The 21,339-nt window shown below is 41.6% G+C and carries 17 protein-coding genes; 12 read left to right on the plus strand and 5 right to left on the minus strand.

From position 1 onward, the window contains the following. Positions 1-67 precede the first annotated feature (67 nt). The 3 genes from J0L60_07230 to J0L60_07240 are packed head-to-tail and all read right to left on the minus strand — an operon-like array spanning position 68 to position 5,016. Entirely contained in the window at positions 68-2,845 is a 2,778-nt protein-coding gene (locus tag J0L60_07230) for a T9SS type A sorting domain-containing protein (protein ID MBN8545911.1), read from the minus strand. A 9-nt stretch (positions 2,846-2,854) separates the two neighbouring features. Further along, positions 2,855-4,528, minus strand: a complete 1,674-nt coding sequence (locus tag J0L60_07235) for a caspase family protein (protein ID MBN8545912.1) — start codon at positions 4,526-4,528, stop codon at positions 2,855-2,857. Positions 4,529-4,542: 14 nt separating this feature from the next. Beyond that, on the minus strand, positions 4,543-5,016 hold the full coding sequence (locus J0L60_07240) for a hypothetical protein (protein MBN8545913.1): 474 nt from the start codon (positions 5,014-5,016) through the stop codon (positions 4,543-4,545). 328 nt (positions 5,017-5,344) lie between these two features. Between J0L60_07240 and J0L60_07245 the strand changes: the two genes are divergently transcribed. Then, entirely contained in the window at positions 5,345-6,310 is a 966-nt protein-coding gene (locus tag J0L60_07245; protein ID MBN8545914.1) for a hypothetical protein, read from the plus strand. A 42-nt stretch (positions 6,311-6,352) separates the two neighbouring features. Here the strand turns inward: J0L60_07245 and J0L60_07250 are convergent, their stop codons facing one another. Both J0L60_07250 and mnmA read right to left on the minus strand, forming a co-directional pair. After that, positions 6,353-7,600: a putative DNA binding domain-containing protein gene (locus J0L60_07250; protein ID MBN8545915.1), complete on the minus strand. Its 1,248-nt coding sequence runs from the start codon at positions 7,598-7,600 to the stop codon at positions 6,353-6,355. Between the two features lie 175 nt (positions 7,601-7,775). Beyond that, positions 7,776-8,837, minus strand: coding sequence for a tRNA 2-thiouridine(34) synthase MnmA (gene mnmA / locus J0L60_07255; protein MBN8545916.1), 1,062 nt, complete (start codon positions 8,835-8,837; stop codon positions 7,776-7,778). A 205-nt stretch (positions 8,838-9,042) separates the two neighbouring features. Here mnmA and J0L60_07260 point away from each other — a divergent pair, with 205 nt between their 5' ends. The 11 genes from J0L60_07260 (at position 9,043) to J0L60_07310 (ending at position 21,267) form a co-directional block, all read left to right on the plus strand. Then, a complete protein-coding gene (locus tag J0L60_07260) occupies positions 9,043-9,993 on the plus strand; it encodes a methylenetetrahydrofolate reductase (GenBank protein MBN8545917.1) in 951 nt (316 codons plus the stop codon). A gap of 28 nt (positions 9,994-10,021) precedes the next feature. After that, positions 10,022-11,020: a Gfo/Idh/MocA family oxidoreductase gene (locus tag J0L60_07265; GenBank protein ID MBN8545918.1), complete on the plus strand. Its 999-nt coding sequence runs from the start codon at positions 10,022-10,024 to the stop codon at positions 11,018-11,020. After that, positions 11,008-11,664, plus strand: coding sequence for a class II aldolase/adducin family protein (locus J0L60_07270; GenBank protein MBN8545919.1), 657 nt, complete (start codon positions 11,008-11,010; stop codon positions 11,662-11,664). The genes J0L60_07265 and J0L60_07270 overlap by 13 nt, the downstream gene beginning before the upstream one ends. 100 nt (positions 11,665-11,764) lie before the next feature. After that, on the plus strand, positions 11,765-12,769 hold the full coding sequence (locus J0L60_07275; protein ID MBN8545920.1) for a D-alanine--D-alanine ligase: 1,005 nt from the start codon (positions 11,765-11,767) through the stop codon (positions 12,767-12,769). After that, positions 12,769-13,062 (plus strand): septum formation initiator family protein, encoded by a 294-nt coding sequence (locus tag J0L60_07280; protein ID MBN8545921.1) that lies wholly within the window; start codon positions 12,769-12,771, stop codon positions 13,060-13,062. The genes J0L60_07275 and J0L60_07280 overlap by 1 nt, the downstream gene beginning before the upstream one ends. Continuing rightward, positions 13,059-14,354, plus strand: a complete 1,296-nt coding sequence (locus tag J0L60_07285) for a replication-associated recombination protein A (protein MBN8545922.1) — start codon at positions 13,059-13,061, stop codon at positions 14,352-14,354. Before J0L60_07280 ends, J0L60_07285 begins: the two co-directional genes overlap by 4 nt. 44 nt (positions 14,355-14,398) lie before the next feature. After that, positions 14,399-14,743, plus strand: coding sequence for an ArsC family transcriptional regulator (locus J0L60_07290; protein MBN8545923.1), 345 nt, complete (start codon positions 14,399-14,401; stop codon positions 14,741-14,743). A 24-nt stretch (positions 14,744-14,767) separates the two neighbouring features. Then, positions 14,768-16,273, plus strand: coding sequence for an NTP transferase domain-containing protein (locus J0L60_07295; GenBank protein MBN8545924.1), 1,506 nt, complete (start codon positions 14,768-14,770; stop codon positions 16,271-16,273). 104 nt (positions 16,274-16,377) lie between these two features. After that, positions 16,378-19,740: an AAA family ATPase gene (locus J0L60_07300; protein MBN8545925.1), complete on the plus strand. Its 3,363-nt coding sequence runs from the start codon at positions 16,378-16,380 to the stop codon at positions 19,738-19,740. A gap of 49 nt (positions 19,741-19,789) precedes the next feature. Continuing rightward, complete coding sequence (locus tag J0L60_07305) at positions 19,790-20,209, plus strand: hypothetical protein (protein ID MBN8545926.1); 420 nt, start codon at positions 19,790-19,792, stop codon at positions 20,207-20,209. 308 nt (positions 20,210-20,517) lie between these two features. Next, positions 20,518-21,267 carry a hypothetical protein gene (locus J0L60_07310; protein MBN8545927.1) on the plus strand — a complete coding sequence of 250 codons (750 nt, stop codon included), beginning with the start codon at positions 20,518-20,520 and terminating at the stop codon, positions 21,265-21,267. Positions 21,268-21,339: the final 72 nt, after the last annotated feature.

The following is a 21,339-nucleotide window of genomic DNA, read 5'->3' on the forward strand; positions in this document are numbered from 1 at the left end:
CAATTGGTTCCCGTTTAATAAAAAAGGCAGGCGGTAAGCCTGCCTCGAAAGAAAAAATCACTAGGAATTACTTCAGAACCGACATTTTTCGGGTCGAAGAATAAATTATGTTGTCTCCTTTTTTCAACTCCAGTCTGTACAGGTAAACTCCACTTGAAAGATTTCTGGCATCAAACAGTTCTTCATGATAACCCTCAGACCTGTATCCATCAACCAGTCGGGTGACAAAGCTACCGGAAATATCATAAACCGAGAGTGTGACATTTGCCGGCTCTTTCAAAGTGTATATGATCACGGTTTGAGGATTAAACGGATTTGGATAATTCTGCATCAGTGCGAACTCCGAAACCGTGTTTTTCTCCTTTTCAGAATCAATGAATGAATTGGTTCCGATAAGAAGCGAAAATTTTCTGTTTTTCACATGAGCAGGAACAATTATACTCCTTGTTTCTTTCAGATCGTAAAATTTCCTGATCTGTGTGTCATAAAGGAAAACTTCCTCATCCGGGAACTGGTCCAATCCGGAAACATTAAGGTTAGTTTGGTTTCCTGAGACATTACGAAACTGTATATCAAATGTCAGACCCTTATCACTCATCGGGCGTGATTCAGCCTGCAGTCGCTTATATGCAGTCCGTAATTCAGGACTATTGATCGTGATTGACACCTCTTCGAAAGTACTTGGTGCCGCAAAATAGTCGGTCGTATCATAATCGATTGTGGAATTTGGATCGATGGAAACCTGCAGTTTTGACATGGATCGGGTATCTTGTACCGCATCAATCGAGAGAACTTTGCCGTTCAATTGGATAACACCTTCGGCAGGTCCGCGTTTTTGCAGGGATCCGTTCGGATCGTAGGGCACCTTCAAATGCGTCAGACCGGTCGTGTTGTAGAAGTAATATCCTATGAATGGAACCAGTGTAGTAGAGGTTGTCCATGTTCCATTGAACGCGTGCAAAAGTGTATTCTGAGCAAGTCCATTCTCCTGTTTAACCCTGTCCCAGTTCACTGTACGATGAAATGGATTCGTTATCATTGTCCATGTGTTAATAAGCGGTATTTCGAATATTCCATAATCACTAACAGGAAGTGTCAAGTCTGTTTCACTTCCAAATGTCACGGGTTTCAGGCTGAGGATCCAGTATGCCATACCGGGAATGAAATCATCGGTATATGGGTACAAGTAGTCAATCACATTCGATGAAATCGTACCATTGTCACCATAAACTGAATAGTCCTCCAGCCAATTACCCGGAGACATGTAGTAAATGATCTTTTTAGGTGATCTGACTCCCGGTTTGCCGATCATCCTGTAATCGCTCAACTTATTTCCTCCGAATGAGAATGACTTAGCTCCTGCAAAAGTCTCCGGATATTGGTAGATAGAAAATACCTGGGTGCTTTGATCTTTTATTGCGTTGTTTTGGGCATCCATTATCCTGATCTTGCCCTGGTTGGTCAGATTTCCGGGGACGCTCCAGATGTATGATCCTGTGGAGGCCGCAACAGTTTCAACGGGTCCCCATGTGGCACCGCCACTTGCTGAAAATTCTATAGTCACTTGGGAAACTTGTTGGCTCTCCCATCTGATCTGGAATTTTCCATTCGCTTTTGCTCCCTCACCTCCGACAGGGGATTTGAGTGTAAGTGTTTTGGCTTTCAGGATATTGAAAAGGTTGTCACTTTGGTCCGAGATCTGACTGTTTAATACATCACTTATCCTGACCCGGCAGTCACTGCCGGTGATATTCGGAACTGTCCAGGCATATGTTCCCACCGCGGCCGGTGTGGAATTGATGATCGTTGTCCAGTTAGTGCCGTTGTTGGTTGTGTATTCAATTTTAACATTTGCCACATCGGTAGAGGTCCAGGTAATGTTCTCGATTGAATTACCGTAAATGGTTTCCGGGCCATTAGGATATGTAACTGTAACTTTTGGATTTATTGAGTATTTCAGGATCGTACCATCAAATCCAACAGCAAAACCTTTTGTTGAATTTATCATGGCGATTTGAGGAATTATTACCTGTGATGGTATATTTTCCTTGACCCAACTGATACCTCCATCTGTTGTCCTGAGTATGGTTCCTGATTCACCTGAGACCCATCCATGAATTTGGTCAACAAAAAATACAGAGAGTAAATTTGCAGAAACACCACTGGTTCGCGAAGTCCAACTTTCACCCCCATTGATTGAAGTCCAGATCAGCCCTCCTTCGCCGATGATACATCCATTTCTTGCGGTGGTGAAGAAAACATCTGTGAAAACCCGCGATATTACAATCTGTCCTAACCAGTTTGTTCCTCCATTCACGGTCCGAAATATCCTGTCTTTTCCAACTACCCATCCTGTATCTTTATCCAGAAACTTCACAGAACTCAGAGGTAATGTTTCTCCCGTTCTCACTTCATTCCAGGATTCACCTTCATCAGTTGTTCTCAAACATAACCCGGTAGAGGTAACCAGCCATCCGTTTTGTGAGTTCACAAAGTAGATGTCGTATACATTTCCACTTGTTGCTGTGTTGGTGAAACTTGCACCACCATTCGTCGTCTTGTATATTTTCCCAGAGGTCCCAATGAAACCTGTATCACGATTAACGAAAAAAACAGAATAGTTGCTAAGTAATGGATCGGGTTCTGTTAATTTTGCCCATGAATTGCCACCATCTACGGTTCTGATAAAAGATCCTTTTTCTCCCACCGCATAACCGATCAGGTTATTGACAAACTGAATATCATGCAGATGTTCTGTTTGAGGAAGCGGAGATACTACAGACCATGATTGCCCCAACACTGCCGGGCAAACAACATAAAAAAAGAAGTAATAAACCTTTCTCATTTCATAACCCTACTTTCTTATGAACAAAAACTGGCCACCTTCATCTCCTGTATTTTTTATCGGCTGATAAACGGGGCTTTGTTCGGAATTATTGGTTACAGGGATCTGAATCTCGTTGAACAACTGTCCGGCGGTGAAGAACCTTGATTTGTTCTGTTTCAGCTTATCGAGAAAATAATAGGAAAAGATCGAGTGACCCTCCCTTCCACCGTCGGTAACCGGTTCAACGCCGCCTGAAGTAAGCGCGTACCTCGATTTTCTCTTGTACACTTCCTGAAAATACTTTTCCGTATCTTCAAAAGCCAGCTCACTCGTTCTTCCACGGAAGATATCGCCACTGAAGCAGGCGTCTGAAACCAGAAGTGTATGTTTGGAATTTATTCCCGCAATGAAAGTCTGAAGATCATTGTTTGAAATGTAGCCGGCACTGGAGCTGGTGGTGGCATCAACAGGCACCCAAAAACCTTTGTTCAGCTTTTCGTTGAACTCACCGTGCCCTGAGTAAAAGATCAGAACATTATCATCCTTTTTAACGCTGTCGATCAACTGCTCAAGCGCTGTAATAATGTTTGCTCTCGTGGCCTCCTCATTATAAAGTGAGATCACATGGTCGAAACCATAATCTTTTGCCAGCACCTCTTCAACCGCTTTCGCGTCATTTACTGCATTTCTGAGAGGATTCCATACACCTTTGTATTTATCGATCCCGATCACAAGAGCGTAATACTGCGCGACCAGAGCCAGATCATCCTGCCTCCAGACGATGTGGAAGGTATCAATACCGGTGTTACCCGCACTGTCAGTTGCGGAGACGATCACGGGATTTTCACCGATCTTGAGGTTAAGATCAATTGTGAATTCGCCCGTTGCCTGCAGATCCGCGGGCATTCTGTTCACAAGAACTTCAAGTATGCCACTGTCATCAACAGCCATCCCTACAATGTGCGCCGTTGACTTTGAAATAACTATCTTCTGACCACGGGTTGTGGGTGGATCAAGAATAACGAATGATGGCGGGGTAATATCCGTAATATAGTCAACCTGGAATGAGACTGTACTTTTATTGTCAAGGCTGTCAAACGCGTCAATCATCACGGTGTTCAGTCCGGGTTGCAATTGAGGGTCGGAGTAAAACTGACCGCCTTCGATACTCTTTGATTTTTGACCGTTCACCAAAACCTGCCTCACTCCGCTTGGATCAGAGAGATTCATTATAACAGGGATCTTGCCTTCCTTGGTAATGTATGGTGCACCGGCAGTAAGCTTGGGTTGTGAGAGAGTAATAACCGGACCTTTGGAGTCATCCGACATTTCGATCGTAAACTCCAACGATGCAGAATTTTTGTTTTTATCAGTGGCCCACATCGATACTGAATTGTAACCTTTTACCAGATCAATGATGGTAGAGAACCGGTTCTGATCGTTTACTTCGATCGGTTTCGAGTTGATCGTCAATTCAGCGATCCCTTCTTTGTCGGCGACCGAACCTGAAACTGTGATCCTGTTCGCTTTCATTCGCAGCAGTGAGCCTTGCGTTACCGGTGGGGAATCTACCGCGATGACCGGGGGCTGTTTATCGGTTGATTCCTTGATTACAATCTTCCCTTTGGGAGTGTTACCGACCGACTGGCCAATGATCATTGCCGGGGCAAGTAAAATCAGAAGAAAAGTTTTCTTTTTCATGATTGTTCTCCTGTTTAAGGCCTTGCGGGCGGCATGGGTAGTTTCGTTTCTGAGGGAGGATCATTTCTTGGCATCCCCAGGAGAATTGCCGCAATTCCTCCACTTACGATAACTCCACCTCCCAAGAGATATAACCATAATTTACTTTTTGACTCATCAACAACCACTTCAAAATAGAAATCGTCACCATCAGCAAATTGCTGTGTCTCAGATTCCTTGAGTTCCCAGATGATGGTGCACTTCTTTTTTGCAAAGTATCCTTTGCCAATATCGCCCTTTAATTCGAGCGGTTCATAAGAAAATTCGGGGTTGTGGCCTCTTTTGAGTTTAACTTCGATCTCGTATTTGTCCTCAGGATCGCCGTCAAACTGGTAATAAATGTAGATTTTTTGATCTTTTACTTCAAAATTAGTCTCAACTTTCTGTTGAGAGAAGATTGTATTTGTAAAAAGGAACAGAAGCGGGAGAAACAAGTAAACAAGTTTCATGGCATCCTCGGGGTAAGTTGAAAATTATATTGATTAAAAGGAGCGGGTGCGGAAGGATACTGGACTGCGTGCGAACCTGAAATATATTGCCGGATTTGGAAGTGCAGATTCCAAATGAACAGGAAATTCTACAAAAACTCTTCAAACCGGAATTCCAATCAGTTTCATTAAAAACAGGTTCTCTTGTGAAATATAATCATTATTTTAATTATTGTCAAGTTAAATTTAAAATTAATTATTCATTCAGACTTTTTGGATTTTTATTGTGAGAATTGATCTAAAATCAGTAGTATTGAAAGGTGAAATTCTTTTAATATGCGATAGTCAAATGAAAAAGTATGCTCTGTATTCATTTATTGCAATCATCGTCCTCACTCTAATTCTTGTTTATGGATTGCAGAAACCAAATTCTCCTGAAACTGTGCTTGGCAGCCGAATAACAGATTCATCCGTTAAGATACAGTCTTCGGATACAACGCTTTCCCCCTCAGACTCAATCGGAAAGAATCAAATTTTAATCATTTATCCGTTGGGCAAGGAAAACTTAAAAGGGAAAAATGTTCTGATTACCATGGGTGGTATGGGTGCAAAACTCAAATGGGTGCAGAAATGGACAGAGGAGCTTTACAAGGCGAAGTTAAAAGAGTTTAATATCGGGATGATAATAGTCGTAAAGGGTCCCGTTGAGGAATATTATGATTCAAGGGAAATTGAGATAAAAGAGATGACAAAAAGATTTGTAGCTGCATATCAGCAATACGGTTTTAATGAGACTTTTCTTATTGTTCACTCAAGTGGTGTTTTCCCGGCACATCAGATGTTTGATTTCCTCTATATTGGGGGAGATGACCCGCACAACAAAAGTACGAAAATGCGAAAACTTGAAGTTCTCGACCCGAAAGGAATCACAAAAAACAGGATAACCTACATAATGCTTGATGGAGAATTGGGAATTCCAAAAGGCTACACTCTTACCGAAAAGATGGTTAAAAATCTGAAGAAAATTTATTCATTTTATGCAGTTGATTCTAAAACAAAGACTCTTTCCGGAATGGCGCACGAAGCAAAAAAGGTACAGAAAGAATTTCCTGGTAAAACAGTCCTGTATGAGTATAAAGCAAAAGACAGCGGGTGCAACCCGGGCGCCAAGTGGTGTGTCCACGAGACTCTGATTACTACGAGACCGCACAACCCGGCAAAATATGACCTCGAAAAGGATTATCAATTCTTCGATCCAACCCGTAAAGTAGTTACGGGTTATATGGGCGTCGTCAAAAACGGGAAGTGGGAGTAAAGGTATATTTTGGGAATATCTATTTCAAAAGACTGAATAAAATCAGATGCTGCTGTTTGGATAGATTATTGTTGTCACAGATTCTTCGCCAAATTCAAATTTTGGCGCAGGGCATCCTGCTTCAGACAGAGTTCTGATTATTGTTGGGATACCTTGACCCTCTGCCTGAGCAAGCTGCATTTTGTTAAAAAAATATGCCAAAGTCTGATTTCTCCAAAATGGTGCAGAGCGTCCTTTTCTGAATTCGGTTTTGTCGATTTGTGATGGCAGTTTACCGGGTGAGAGGAACTCAATTCGGTCATTAAAAATTGTAATTCTGACGGGTTGGTCAATCTCGTAATCACGGTGGACCATACAATTTACAACCGCCTCTTGGAGCGCTCTTTTAGGGTACCGTTCAAGGTTGGGTTTCGAACTTTCCTTATTGAAGAAAGTGGCAGTCTCGTAACCAAGCAGGTCTATCAATTTTTTTGTTTGGGTAATGATATTGCCGGTGATTTCGTGTCTTACTCCATAAGGTTCACTTCTGTCATTTCCTTTATATATCGATAGATATGCGAATGCACCGCTAAAAAATTTAAGAGGTTCATTAGAGAACAGTAACAATGAAAAATTTTTCGGAAACTCCTTTTGATTAATCCCTTCATAACCGAGCAAAGGTGGTATGTGAGCTGAAAAAGAGAGGGAAGCTGAAAGGTAGTCATCGATACTTTTTCTCTCATCCCATAGCTTCATTTCCTGAAGATAACTCCTGAGAGTAATCAAATCGATATCATTTACTGAAGCAGATTTATTGAGTTGCTTGTCCCATGATGGCATTACGCCCTTGGAACGAAAAAGATCCAACATCAGCCCGTTGCGGGCTTCGCGGGTTTGTCTTCCGATCCTGATGTAATACACAGTCTCTCCGGTTCGCACACTTCTGAACGAGTGGGCTTTCTCACTGGCAGCGATAATAAAAACCAGAATTCTTTTTCCTGAACCGACCTGAATTTCTTCAGTCACAGGAACGAGGGGAGGGGAAACTCTTTCCCTAAGCAGGGTCAATGTTTTACCCTCAATTTCTTTCAGGCGGTTTGAATCCAGTCCCTTCAAATCAATTTTCTGAAAACCATATTCATCCCTGGTCTCTGCTGCACCACAAATAATGTAGCCACCGCCGAGATTGGAATAATCGTTCGCAAATGCAACAGCGGTTTTAACCACATCCTCGATGTCTGCAACATTCTCTTTCCATTCAACTCGTTCACTCTCTCTTTTGGAGAGTTCATCAAGATCAATAATGCTCATATGGTTTTCAGCCGGGGAAATTTTATAAAAAATTCAAGATTCTAATGCGAATATAATATAAAATAAAGCCTGATTTGTAATTATCAATTTCAACCCTTTAGCTATAAAAATGATGGTTAATACAATATTGCAGGAAGAACTTCCCGTAAGAATTTATAACCAACTCAATTTGATCCTAAATCCCAAAAATCAAACTTCCACCGAGACAGTAACCACCCTGATAGAAGACCGCGAACTGTCCCGGGGCAATACCTTTGTCGGGCTTTTCTATCTTAACGATTGCGGAAATTTCACTGTCAAAGTCGAGAGTACAATTGTAGAAGTTGGGACCGTGTCTTACCTTTACCTTCAGACCCTCCATCGATTCGGGTGGTTTTCCTGCAAACCAGTTGAAATTGGTTACGCGGAATTTGTCTCTTTCGCGGTCAATTGATTCATCTTCTCTCGATATGTAGAGAATATTGTTCGGGATATCTTTCTGAACGACAAACCATGGACCTCCGCTCAAACCAAGTCCCGAACGCTGTCCGATAGTGTAAAAGTAATAGCCACTGTGCTTTCCCATCGTTTTTCCGGTATCGATATCAATCATATCACCGGGCATTTCACCAAGATGATACTTTATAAAATCCTTAAATTTTATTTGACCGAGAAAGCAGATCCCCTGACTGTCCTTTTTATTTTGAGTCGGGAGATCATATCGGGCGGCAACACTTCTGACTTCACTTTTCTTCAGTGAACTTAATGGAAACAGAGCCCTTGAGAGCTGAGTTTGGTTCAAATAGGAAAGAAAATAGGTCTGATCTTTAACCGGGTCAGGGGTGATTTTCAATAGAAATCTCCCGTCAACTTCTTCGACACCGGCATAATGTCCGGTTGCTACTTTTTCGTAGGAATCATCAATCTTGTCAAAAAACTTCCCAAATTTTATCAGGCTGTTGCAAAAGATATCGGGATTTGGAGTTCTGCCGTCTTTAATTTCATCTATTGTGTAAGAAACCACTGCATCCCAATACTCATTCTGCATGGTCCTTACTTCGAAAGGGATACCGAGTTTTTTTGTTACCCCTTCGCAATATTCGATGTCCTCTTCCCACGGGCAGTCGCCCAAAGAAGTGAATTCATCCTGAAGCCAGATTTTGAGATAAAAAGCGGTTACATCTTGTCCCTGTTCTTTAAGAAGAGCCAACGCAACAGAACTGTCGACACCACCCGAGAGTAAAAGAGCTGTTTTCATGTATAAATTTTCCGGGGAATGAAAGAATCAGGAATCAATGAGTCCAATTTAGAAGGTAATAAGTTCATTTTTAAGTTTTGTTTATATTGAGTCCGTTAAATAAAAAAATGATGGAAAACGGATAATTTTTCATAATTATAGTTTAAATTTACGGATTCGTTTTAAGTTATTATAATCACAATAAATCAAACAGTGCTGAGATTAGATGAAAGTTACAGAAGTTCTTGCCAACGCTAAAGATACATTAATCAGTTTTGAGATAATTCCACCAAAAAGAGGTGGCGAAATCGACAGCCTTCTTCACACAATAGAGAGTATTGCCCGTTATAAACCTCCCTTTATCGATATAACAAGCCATGCGGCCGAAATCGTTTATGAAGAGACTCCAAAAGGAATCAGAAAAAAAGTTATCCGCAAACGCCCCGGAACTTTGGGGATTTGCGCTCTTATTCAAAACAAGTACAGAATTGAAGCTGTTCCCCACATCCTGTGTAAAAACTTCACAAAGGAAGAAACAGAGGATTTTCTTATTGAACTCGGTTATCTCGGAGTGAATAATGTTCTCGCAATTCAGGGTGATGACAAAGGATTTGAAAAAGAGATTTCAAGCGGCAGAACAACAAACAAATATGCAATTGATCTGGTTAAACAGGTCGCCGATATGAACAAGGGGATCTATCTTGAAGAGGAACTTCTGGATGCAAAACCATCCAATTTTTGTATCGGAGTTTCAGGATATCCTGAAAAACATTACGAGGCTCCCAACTTGAAGACAGATCTGCTTTTCACAAAGCAAAAAATAGAGGCCGGTGCCGATTACATTGTCACTCAGATGTTTTTTGACAATAATGCATTTTTCAACTATCGCGAGAAAGCGGCTGAAATCGGGATTACCGCTCCAATACTGCCGGGATTAAAGATACTGACTTCAAAATCGCATTTAAAGAACATTCCAAAGAACTTTTACATCAACATTCCCGAGGAACTTTCGGGTGAAATAATGGAAGCAAAACCTGAGCATGTGATGGAAGTGGGAGTAAACTGGGCAGTGAAACAAGCCGAAGACCTCATCAATTCGGGTGTACCGTGTCTGCACTTCTACATAATGCAGAACCCGAAACCGGTGAACATGCTGATGGAAAAACTTAAAATTTAATGAGACTTTTTCTCTAAAGGTGAAAAAAATGCTTAATATAGCTTCCTCGATTAAAAGACAAAAAATGATGTGGGGCATCGCGGGTCTGGGAAATTTCGCAGAATCGGGGTTTATGCCGGCTTTCAATCTTTTGAGGAGGGCAAAACTTCATTCGGTCTATAGTGGAGACATCCACCGGGCTAAATCATTTGCCGATAAATTTGGTGCCGCTAACCATTTTGATAATTTTGATGCTTTTCTTGCATCAGGAATAGACGCGGTTTACATAGCCGGCGCCAACTCGACTCACTTTTTGCAGGCAAAAAAGGCTCTGCTTGCCGGAATATTTGTGTTGTGCGAAAAGCCTATAACGAATACCGCTGAAGAGGCTGCTGAATTGCACAAACTCGCTCAGGAAGCAGGCAGAATCTTTACCATCAACTATACCTATAGATACCACCCCTTCATAGTTAAAGCAAAAGACCTGCTGGATAATCATAAACTTGGTAGAATCTTAAACATTCAGGCAGATTTTAATGTCGACCTTGTACCCGGTTCAAATTTCAGGTATGAGCGAGCACTGGCAGGTGGAGGTGCACTTCGAGACCTTGGGACCCACATGATAGACACATTCCGGTATTTACTGGGAGATATATCGGAAATATCCGGATATCTCGATAATCTTGTTTATAAAGCCGATGTGGAAGATTTTGCCACTGCTGTCGTAAAATTCGAAAACGGCAGTTATGGCAATTTTACCGTTTCTTATGCAGCAAAAAAAGGGATAAATTCCCTTAAAATTACCGGTCACAAGGGCTCTGTTCGTATAGACAATCTGATCGGGATGCGCTACAGTTCTTCAAAACTGACCATAAGTCTGGATGGAGAGGCTCAGAAAGTCTTCCGTAAGAGAGCGAATAAACTTTACCGGCTTTTGCGTGATGTTAATACATCCTTTCTGAAAAAAGTTCAACCGCCGATTACCTCCCTTGACGGGCTTGCGAATATGCAGCTCATGGAGGCTCTGGAAAGAAAATGCAAGAAGTAGAAGAACTTCTTCGATACTCAAAATTGTCCTGGGAGAGGGGTTTTCTTGCTGCAACTGACGGGAATCTGTCTGTCAGACTTGCGAATGGAAACATCCTGATAACAGGTTCTTCTGTTTGCAAAGGCGAGATAACTGCGAGCGATTTTGTGGAAATTGACCCGAACGGAAATAAAGTTTCGGGAGTCAGAAAAGTCAGCACAGAATATAAACTTCATCTCCACATTTATAAAAACAGAACTGATGTAAATGCAGTAGTTCATACGCATCCCGTCTCTGCACTTGTTTGTGCTTCTTCAAATATTTCACTGGATAAACCTCTGTTTCCTGAGGTAATACTCACACTCGGGCGTATCCCGACCTGCAGATATGCTGCACCTTCAACAGACGGACTTCACCATTCTCTCGATCCTTATCTCGAATATGCAACGGTTTTTCTACTTGAAAATCATGGAGCAGTTGCAACGGGCAGGAATCTCAAAGAAGCATTTTACAGAACTGACAAACTGGAACATACTGCCAGGGTAGTGCTTGAGGCAGCAAAAACAGGGGGAATAAAACCTCTGCTTAGGCATCAAATTGATGAATTGTATGCAATTGCGGGAAAAAGCTACGGCATTAGTTTACATCAAAAAAACAGATTTTAGGAAAAGTGACACACTTCGAATCATCACATGGGACCGGGAAATACAGATACCTGACGGTTTTTCACTTTTCTTCTTGTTACCCCTATAATTTGGAAAATTAATGAAGACAAAAAACGAAACAAAAGTGGTTTTACTCGCCGGTGGGGCATCTTCCGAGAGGGAAGTCTCGAAAAGTTCATCCTCCGGCATCTACAAAGCTCTCCTCGCAAATGGTTATAAAGTAACAGTTATTGATCCGGCTCTCGGAGTCAACCAGCACAATGAAGCAGAAAAGTACTTTTTACCCGATGATGGCAGGCAGGTATCTTTCCTGAATTATATCCCTTCTGTCAGTTTGCCGGTTTTTGATGATGCAGATCTTGTTTTTATCGGTCTTCATGGCAGGTGGGGTGAAGACGGACAAATACAGTCACTGCTTCAATTAAGAGGACTAAAATATACAGGTCCCGGTGTGCTTTCCTGCGCTCTGGCAATGAACAAAGGGAAGGCAAAAATAATTTTCAATAACAGTGGTGTAATCGTTCCAAAAGGTTTTAATGTTTTCAGGGAGAGTTTTGATTACAAAATTGACAAGGACTGGGTAATCAAAGATTTCGGTTTCCCCGTTATTGTCAAACCAAACGATGAAGGATCCACCTTCGGGTTAACACTAGTTGAAAAAGAGGATCAACTTGAAGAGGCCTTCAGATTCGCTTTTCAATATTCTGAAAATGTACTGATAGAGGAGTATATCCCCGGGAGGGAGCTCACAGTCGGGGTCCTTGACGGAGTCGCACTTCCTGTTCTGGAGATCAGACCAAAGCATGGTCTCTACGATTACGAGTGTAAGTACACATCCGGAATGAGTGAATATCTTGTTCCTGCACCGATTGATGATGATCTCGCTGCATTTATCCAGGAACAAACACTTCTTGCCTACCATTCAATCGGATGTAAAGGATATGCGAGAGTCGATTTTCGGCTCTCTCCTGAAAACAAACCATTCTGTCTGGAGGTCAATTCACTCCCTGGAATGACGGCAACAAGTCTCCTCCCCAAGATGGCAAAGGAAAAAGGGATCAGCTACGAAGAACTGGTTGACAAAATTGTAAGGATTTCCCTCTGATGACGGATAAGAAGAAGCCACGGTTGTTTCTCTGGTTTTCGGTTTTGATAGTCGGATTGATTGCTACCTATATCATTTTCAATGCCAATGGTTTCTTCAGGCACAGTGAATTGAAACAACAGATTAAAGACCTTGGGATGGAGCTTGACACTCTTCGCCGTCAGAATAAAGGGCTTCGGGATCAAATCGATTCGCTGCAAAAGCAGTATGATGCCAAAATTGAGCAAGTGGCAAGAGAAAAGCACAACATGAAAAAAGAGAATGAAAAAGTCATCAAGGTTGAGAAAAAATGACTCTGAATGAAAGTTTTGTTCCTCTCGCCGAAAGATGCAGACCTCTCAAACTTGACGATTTTAAGGGGCAGGAACACCTCCTTGCAAAAGGAAAACCCCTGCGTAATATGATTGAGTCGGGGTTTATTTCCTCCTTTCTCCTGTGGGGTCCACCCGGTACGGGCAAAACAACCATAGCCAAGATTATTGCACATTCCACGGGTTCTAAATTTCATCAAATTAATGCTGTTTCTTCAGGCGTCAAGGAAGTAAGAGAGATTATTGCCAAGGCTCTCGAAGAAAAAACAAAAGGATTTAAGACAATTCTTTTTATCGATGAAATCCACAGGTTCAACAAAGGGCAGCAGGATGCGTTGCTCGGTTCTGTGGAACAGGGAACAATCACTCTTATTGGCGCCACTACCGAAAATCCTTCCTTTGAAGTAATCCCGGCTCTAAGATCGAGGATGAGAATTTTCAAACTGAATGAGCTTGCGGAGCAGGACATTACGGGGATAATAAAGGGGGCTTTGACGAATGACCCGGTACTCTCGATGGCAAAAGTCGATTTTGATGATATTGCATTCGACTATCTTTACCTTGTTTCAGGAGGTGATGCCCGGTCTGCTTTGAATATCGTTGAAGCGATTGTGTTGTCGAGTCCTGAAGCTGCGAAAGTAACGATTAGTCAGGCGGAAATTGAAAATGTCATCCAGAAAAAGAATATTATTTACGATAAAGCCGGTGAAGAACATTATAACATCATCTCTGCATTCATAAAAAGTATCAGAGGAAGTGATCCCGATGCGGCCGTTTACTGGATGGCAAGAATGCTTGCCGGAGGTGAGGACCCGCTTTTTATCGCAAGAAGAATGATAATCCTGGCATCTGAAGATATCGGAAACGCCTCGCCCAATGCCCTTTTACTCGCTGAGGCAACTTTTTCTGCTGTTGATAAAATCGGGATGCCCGAGGCACGGATAATTCTGTCTCAATGTGCCACTTACCTTGCATCTTCTCCTAAAAGTAATGCATCTTATCAGGCTATCGACAAGGCACTCGCAGATGTTGAGAAGGAACCACTCCATGCAGTTCCACTTCATCTTCGGAATGCGCCCACCGGTTACATGAAAAATATTGGTTACGGCACAAACTACCGATATCCACACAGCTATCCCGGTCATTTTTTGCAGGAGGAATACCTTCCGAAAGAATTGAAGGGAAGGCAGTATTATCTTCCTTCTGAAAACGGCAGTGAAAAAAGCATTAAGGAGAGACTTGCAGCCATTTGGAAGGGTTTCAAGAAATATTAGGGGTTATTTTTTACTTTAAACTATTAACTTATTAAAGTTTTGCGATGAACATTATTATAATTGGTACAAAAAAATGTCGTGAGACACAAAAGGCTGAAAGATATTTTAAGGAAAGACGGGTACCTTTTCATTTTAGAGATTTGAACGAAAAAGGACTTGCAAAAGGAGAACTGGAAAACATCACAGCAGTTCTCGATATCGATGAAGTGTTTGATGAAAATTCCGACCGTTACAAAAAGCTAAACATGCAGTATATGGTCTTCGATAAGTTTACAAAATTATTGGATGATTCTCTTCTCCTAAAAACTCCGGTCGTAAGGAACGGTAAAAAATGCACCGTCGGCTACGAACCGGAAACCTGGAAAAAGTGGATCGAAGAAAGCAAGTAATTAATAAAAAATCCGGAGTGTAAAATGGAACTGACATACGCACAACAAGTTTATCAGGGGGTTGAAGAATTTAGTTCTGAACTCGATTATTCACAAAATGAAGTTGCAATTATTCTCGCCGCCGGGCACGGCAAAAGAATCAAATCGCAAACCTCAAAAATGCTTCACACTATTTGGGGTATCCCAACGGTGGAGAGGGTTTACAATGCCTGCAACAACGAGTTTTCCTCGATGAATACAGTGCTCGTGGTAGGGATAAAAGCATTGGATGTGCTCGCCGTTTTTGGTAAAAGAGATAAGGTAAGTTTTGCTTACCAGGAATTTCAGAACGGTACCGGTCATGCTGTGCAGGTAGGACTGGAAAAGGTGGACAAAAAGAGGTTTTCCGGTGTGGTTTATGTATTCCCCGGTGACATGGGCTTGATAGACAATGAGACAGTCTCAATGTTTAGAAAAGCATTTAAGGACTCGGGTGCCGATATGATGGTACTAACGGGAATGTATGAAGGAAATATTGAAGCCAATCAATATGGAAGAATCGTGCGTGTGAAGTCAACGGATATAGATGGTCAGCCTGCAGGCAAGGACGAGAACAAAGTAATCGAGATTATGGAGCACAAAGATATCCTCGCCCTTAGTGATCATGTTCACTATGTCACCGAATATAACGGAAGACGGTATGCCTACTCGAAGCATGAGCTTATCGAAAATCGTGAATACAATTCGGGTGTCTACGCCTTTGATCATAAAAAACTTATTGAACAGGTGGAGAACATTTCGAGTCAGAATGCTCAAAATGAAATTTACATTACCGATTTGATCGCTCTCTTCAACAAAGCCGGTTACTCGGTGGATGCAGTCAGCCCTAAAAACGAGTATGTGGTAATGGGGTTCAACGACAAATCGGTTCTGAAGGAAATGAAGCAGTTGTATAAAAAAATTGTGTACAACAAGCTTAAAAACATCATAGAAATTCAGGATCCCGATGATTTCTTCATTGATGAAGGAGTGGTTAGAGACATGATCGAGCTTGACAAAGAGGGGATACCGCTGGATATCAAGATAGGCAAGGGAGCCCACATCGGGAAAGGTGTGAAACTCAATTATGGTGTCGAAATCAAAAAAAATGTGTATATCAAAGGAAATGTGGTTTTTGGCAAGAATGTGAAAATTGCCGAAAACTGCCACTTGTCAACATTTCCGCACCAGACATTTACGATTGGTGACGGAGTATCCATTTCCTGGGGTGATATTATAAAAGGGAGCATCACAATTGGTGAAAATTCAGTCATCGAATCGAGCGTTAATATGACAGGAAGTGATGATCATCCCTTGATTCTCGGGAAAAATGTCCTGATAAAAGGGACAAGTTACATTTTTGGCTCGATCATCGAGGATGATGTACATGTGGAACACAGTGTGATAATAAGAAAACGAATCATCAGACAGGTCAGGAAAGACGGTTCGGTGCAGAAAGTGATGTTCTATCTGCCGATGCCTTCCGGTCTCGATGTTATAGAAGATTTGTAGTAATTACTTAAAATCAGCAACAGTTTTGGGAAGAATCAAAAAAAGGAGAGGAATTCCAAACCCTCGTTTTTGATTCTTCCTTTCTAATAAAGAAGGTAAATCTAATGAATGTATCGGGAGAATTTGTCTTTCAGCGAATCGAGGAAATCTATTCAGAGGACTCGACTAACGACGAAAAACTGCGTAAATTAAGAATAACCACCGAGGAGATGCTAAGGTCTCTGATCAGGGATCACGGTGTAAGAATTTCTCAATTGAGCCACATGGCTGTCTATCTTTTCGATAAAAATCCTGAAGCAAAAAAACACGAAGACGAATTTTTTGGTTTCGTCAAAATTGCGAACAAAGCCTCACATAACTACCCTTACAATTGTCCCGATGATCAGTTATTAGCCGGAATAAAGGCTCTCGCACTGGCTGTCTCGTCCCTGCTGGACACACCTGTTTCTGAATCAATCCAGACATTGTACTCAAATAAAGAATTACCGCTGCTGCGGTTCAAAGGATTGCAAAACAAGGAGATCGTCGAATTTGTTCAGGCAACAATAAAAAAAGTAGTCAAGAAAAAGCAGGAACCGGATGGTAAAAACTACATTTTATTGTTTTGTTTCTCGGAGGAAATGGGTGATTTTTCAGTCATTATTTATGAAAATCAGAGACAGCCAAATAACAATCTTCCACCCGCCAAAAATCTTTATGAATGGGGTGAGTTTATACCTGAATATACTCAGGTAAATTTTTTCTATATCTTGCAGAACAAGGAAAGACCCGACCAGTACTCCCTCGATTTTTCAAAGACCATGATTGTTCTCGAGCCTGATTTTCTTCTTGAGGCGAAGGACATTGGTACTCTTTTTTATGGTACAGACAGAAGCCCTGCTACTTACATCATCGAAAAACTCCTGCCCCAGGAAAATAATTCGGCGATGTTCAAAGGTAATCTCGTAAATAATCTTCTTGATGAGTATCTTTACGACGACAATGTGGAATTCGAGGAGTCGTTTGCCCGGTTTATCAATGAAAATCTGATTTCTGCCGCTACCTTTAAAGATGACCTTCCTAAAGTAAAAACAGAGGTACTGAGTGTACATGTCCCTCGAATAAAAGCCGAACTTCCGAAATTGCGTGGTACGGAAGGGGAGTTTACGGTAATAACCGAGCCGACATTTTATTCTGCACTTTTTGGAATAACAGGACGACTTGATATTCTTCAATCCTCGAACACTGAACCCAAAAGGAAAAATGTACTCGAGCTTAAATCAGGTTTGCCAAACTCATCAGGTGTATGGAAAAGTGAGGAAATGCAGGTAACCGCGTATAATCTTCTTATGCAATCAACCTACGGATTCGACAGACTGGGCGACAGTGCAATCTTTTATACCAAAGCGAGTACCAACCATTTCAGAAATGTCTCCGTAATGGCTCAAAAATCGATCGAATTTCTTACGGGCAGGAATGAGATCTTCCTCGTCCTGAACATGCTGAGAAAAAATGACGACAGACTTTTTGCTCGCCTGATGACTTTTGATCCTCCAAAATTCAACAAATTTGCCCCGGCGAAAATCGAAAAATTCCGAAAGAACTACCTGGCGGCCTCACCTCTCGAGCAAAAGTATTACCGCGCCTGCGTATCATTCATGATAAACGAGCTGTTTGACAGCAAAATTTCCTCTAATGACAGTGAGCAGACCGATTCCAGTTTTGCTTCTCTTTGGAGACAACAGCCGGCAATTAAGGAGGATTTTCAGTTCAGTCTCATTAGAGGATTAAAGTTCAGTCACCATGATGTGGAAAAGAACTCTTTCGTTTTCGACAGAACAATTCAAAAAGTATCTAAATTCAGGGAATCTGATCTGATTATCCTCTATCCACATGATGAATATGAGCTTGAGCCCTTAAAATGTCAGATTTTAAAGGGAACAATTGCCGAACTGACAAACGAGAAAGTTGCAGTGAAACTTTTTAACAAGCAGCTCGACAGATCTGTGTTCACCACCGGGAAATATTTTGCAATCGAACCTGATTACAAAGATTCGGGCATCATAAGCACGGTCAGGATGATGTTCAGCTTTCTCGAGGCCGATACAAGGAAGAAGGAATTATTGCTTGGTCTCAGGGAACCTGTCTCCGGAGAGATGCAATCAATCAATGAAACCGGAATGCAGCAAAGTCAGGCAGAAAATGTAAAAAAAGCTCTTGCATCGCGAGATTATTACCTGCTTCAGGGACCTCCGGGGACAGGAAAAACTTCAATGGCACTTATGTCGATTATCAACGCAATCCTTGCCGGAGATGAAGAGGAAACAGTTACAATTCTTGCCTTTACCAACAAAGCCATAAAGGAAGTATGCAGGAAACTTCAGGAGGCAGGTATTCCATATCTCTTCAACAGTGCCAGCGAGGAGGATGCCAGTTCACTTAAAACTCTGGTGAAGACCCATAATCTGGAGAGTTTCGAAAAGTACATAAAAGGCATTCGGGTAGTTACATCCACCGTGGCGTCATTTGTTAGAAACAGCAAGGATCTGAGTTCCTTCTTTAAGTTCGATACACTCATCGTAGACGAAGCGAGTCAATTGCTGGAACCACAACTTGCCGGTATTATTGTCAATTTCCGGAGATTTATCCTGATAGGTGATCAGAATCAGTTACCTGCCGTCACGGTTCAGGGAGATGCAAACACTGTGATTACTGATTCAGACTTAAACGGAGCAGGGATCATGGATATGAAAGTTTCACTCTTCGAGAGGATGTTTTATAATGCCGTCTCAAAGGGCTGGACCCACGCTTACGGTACACTCAAAGAACAATTCAGGATGCATGAAGTAATAATGGACCTCATAAACCATTATTATCACGGGAATCTGAAGTGCGCGCTACAGGGAAGAGACAGTTTGACCTCTGTTTATCCTAATCCTGACGGATCATCTCTTTCGGATATTCTGACGGGAAACAGGTTGATATTTATTGAGACCCAATATTCCAAAACAGGTAAAATGAATGAGTCTGAGTCTGAGATTGTAAGTAAAATTGTAGGAAAGATCAAGGAAATTTCAGCACTTCCGAATAATGAACTCCCGAACATCGGCATTATCACCCCTTGGAGGGCACAGATTGCAGCCATAAACCAAAGACTCGAAACGGAAGGAATAACCGGACTCCCGGTGGACACTGTTGAAAGATTTCAGGGGTCTGAAAACAAAATCATAATTTATTCGACATCCGTCTCCAATACTTCCCAACTCGAAAGGCTCGGTTCCTTTGGTAAAAACAAAAGTGTGGAGAATGAAGTCGAGGTGGATAGAAAACTGAATGTTGTCCTCAGTCGTGCACAGGAACAACTAATTATACTTGGTTCAGTCTCTGTCTTAAGAACTTCGATTCACTACCGAAAACTTATTGAGACGATACGCGAAAAAGGGAGGTTTATTTCGACCACTGAGCGAAAGAAAATTTTCGGAACCTGATTTGCCGTTCCTTTGTATAACCTTTATGTTAAAAAAATAAAGGAATTCAATGAGAAAGCTCGGCATTTTATTGTGGTTCGGTTTCATGCTCTCCTCGGCAACTTTTGCCCAGGAAATTCTTGCATCCAAGCCGAACCAGACCGGTATTAAATCGCCATTTAAAACAGATTTTTCTGCAACCTTTGCAAGCAGCAACAATGCCCTCGCAAAGGTGGCACAACTTCTTGAATCGGGAAGATCACACAAGAGCGTGGAGACACTTCTTAGTGCAGCACTTATTCTTTTTATGGAAGAGAAATGCTCGGGTGTTAAGGCATCCATAACCGGACTTTCTGTGTTGCAGGAGGCTACAACCTTGGCGCTAAAAGCAAAAAATAAAAAACTCCTGAAGCTCGTCGCCTCATTCTGGGAAGATCCCGGATTTGGAAATAACCAAAATTACGCTTCCGAACTGACTTACGACGAGTAAAAAGGTTCTGAAATACCTTTTACTCTCTTAAAGTGCGTTCTAATTTATATTAATTATGAAAAACAGTTTGGAATTAATCAATAAATAGATTAATTTAAGTTCCTCTCCAATTTGATTATTTTTTTTAGGGTCAAAATCAGAAAGTTCCGTCATTTTTTTAAGATGTTAACTGAATCACACGACATCAATTTTCAGTTAAACTTCAGGAACAATGAAATATCAATCGAAGTGTAAATGACAGAAATAAATTTGAATTTATTTTTATTAAAAATCAATCATCATCAATCACCAACAACAAAGGTATCACAATGAAAATCAACACCAGATTTTTCGCATTCGCACTGGCAGCTCTTTTTCTGCTCAACTTTGCAGGTTTTTCTCAGAAACCACCAAAGATCATCAAGAGCCCCACAAATGTTGCCGCAAATACTGTCAATGTAAACAAGATCGATTTCAAAGCCGAATTCGGTTCATCCAACAGTGCTCTCTCGAAACTTGGAGAGATAATCAGTGACGGCAGAAGAGACGGCGATGTAAAAGCCCTCGTTTCAGCAGCCATGATCCTCTTCATGGAAGAAGCAGCCACAGGGAAGAAAGCTTCCGTAACCGGAAAAGCACTTCTTGAAGAAGCAACCACAAAAGCCACGAATCAGAACAACTACCAGGCTCTCATAGCATGTTCAGATGCATGGGGTGCAAAAACCCTCGGCAACGATGCTGCAAAATCAACAGAACTTGCAAAACTCGCCGCTGCTGTAAAAGGTAAATCAGGTAAAAGCTTAAGAGGTCCAGGAGCCAAAGAGTGCACACTCCAGATAGAGAACTACTCGACCTACAAGATTCACATCTATGTTGACGATGTATTCATGGGATCAGTAGAACCCGGCCAGTACATTAAATTCCAGCAGGTAGGTTCAGGTACAACCAAACTATATGCAGAGACAGATTATGTAAAAGATCCAACCTCAGGAGAAGACACCTACTTCTACTGGCAGGGAGAGATCAACCTGAAGTCATACAAGGATGAACTCCCCGACTTCACATGGCAGTTACAATAGCCAATCGATCTCAAACAAAAATTGAAAAAGGTTGTCACGAAAGTGGCAACCTTTTTTTTATTCTTCAATCCC

The sequence above is a fragment of the Ignavibacteria bacterium genome, from assembly GCA_017302895.1.
Taxonomy (GTDB): Bacteria; Bacteroidota; Ignavibacteria; order Ignavibacteriales; family Ignavibacteriaceae; genus UTCHB3.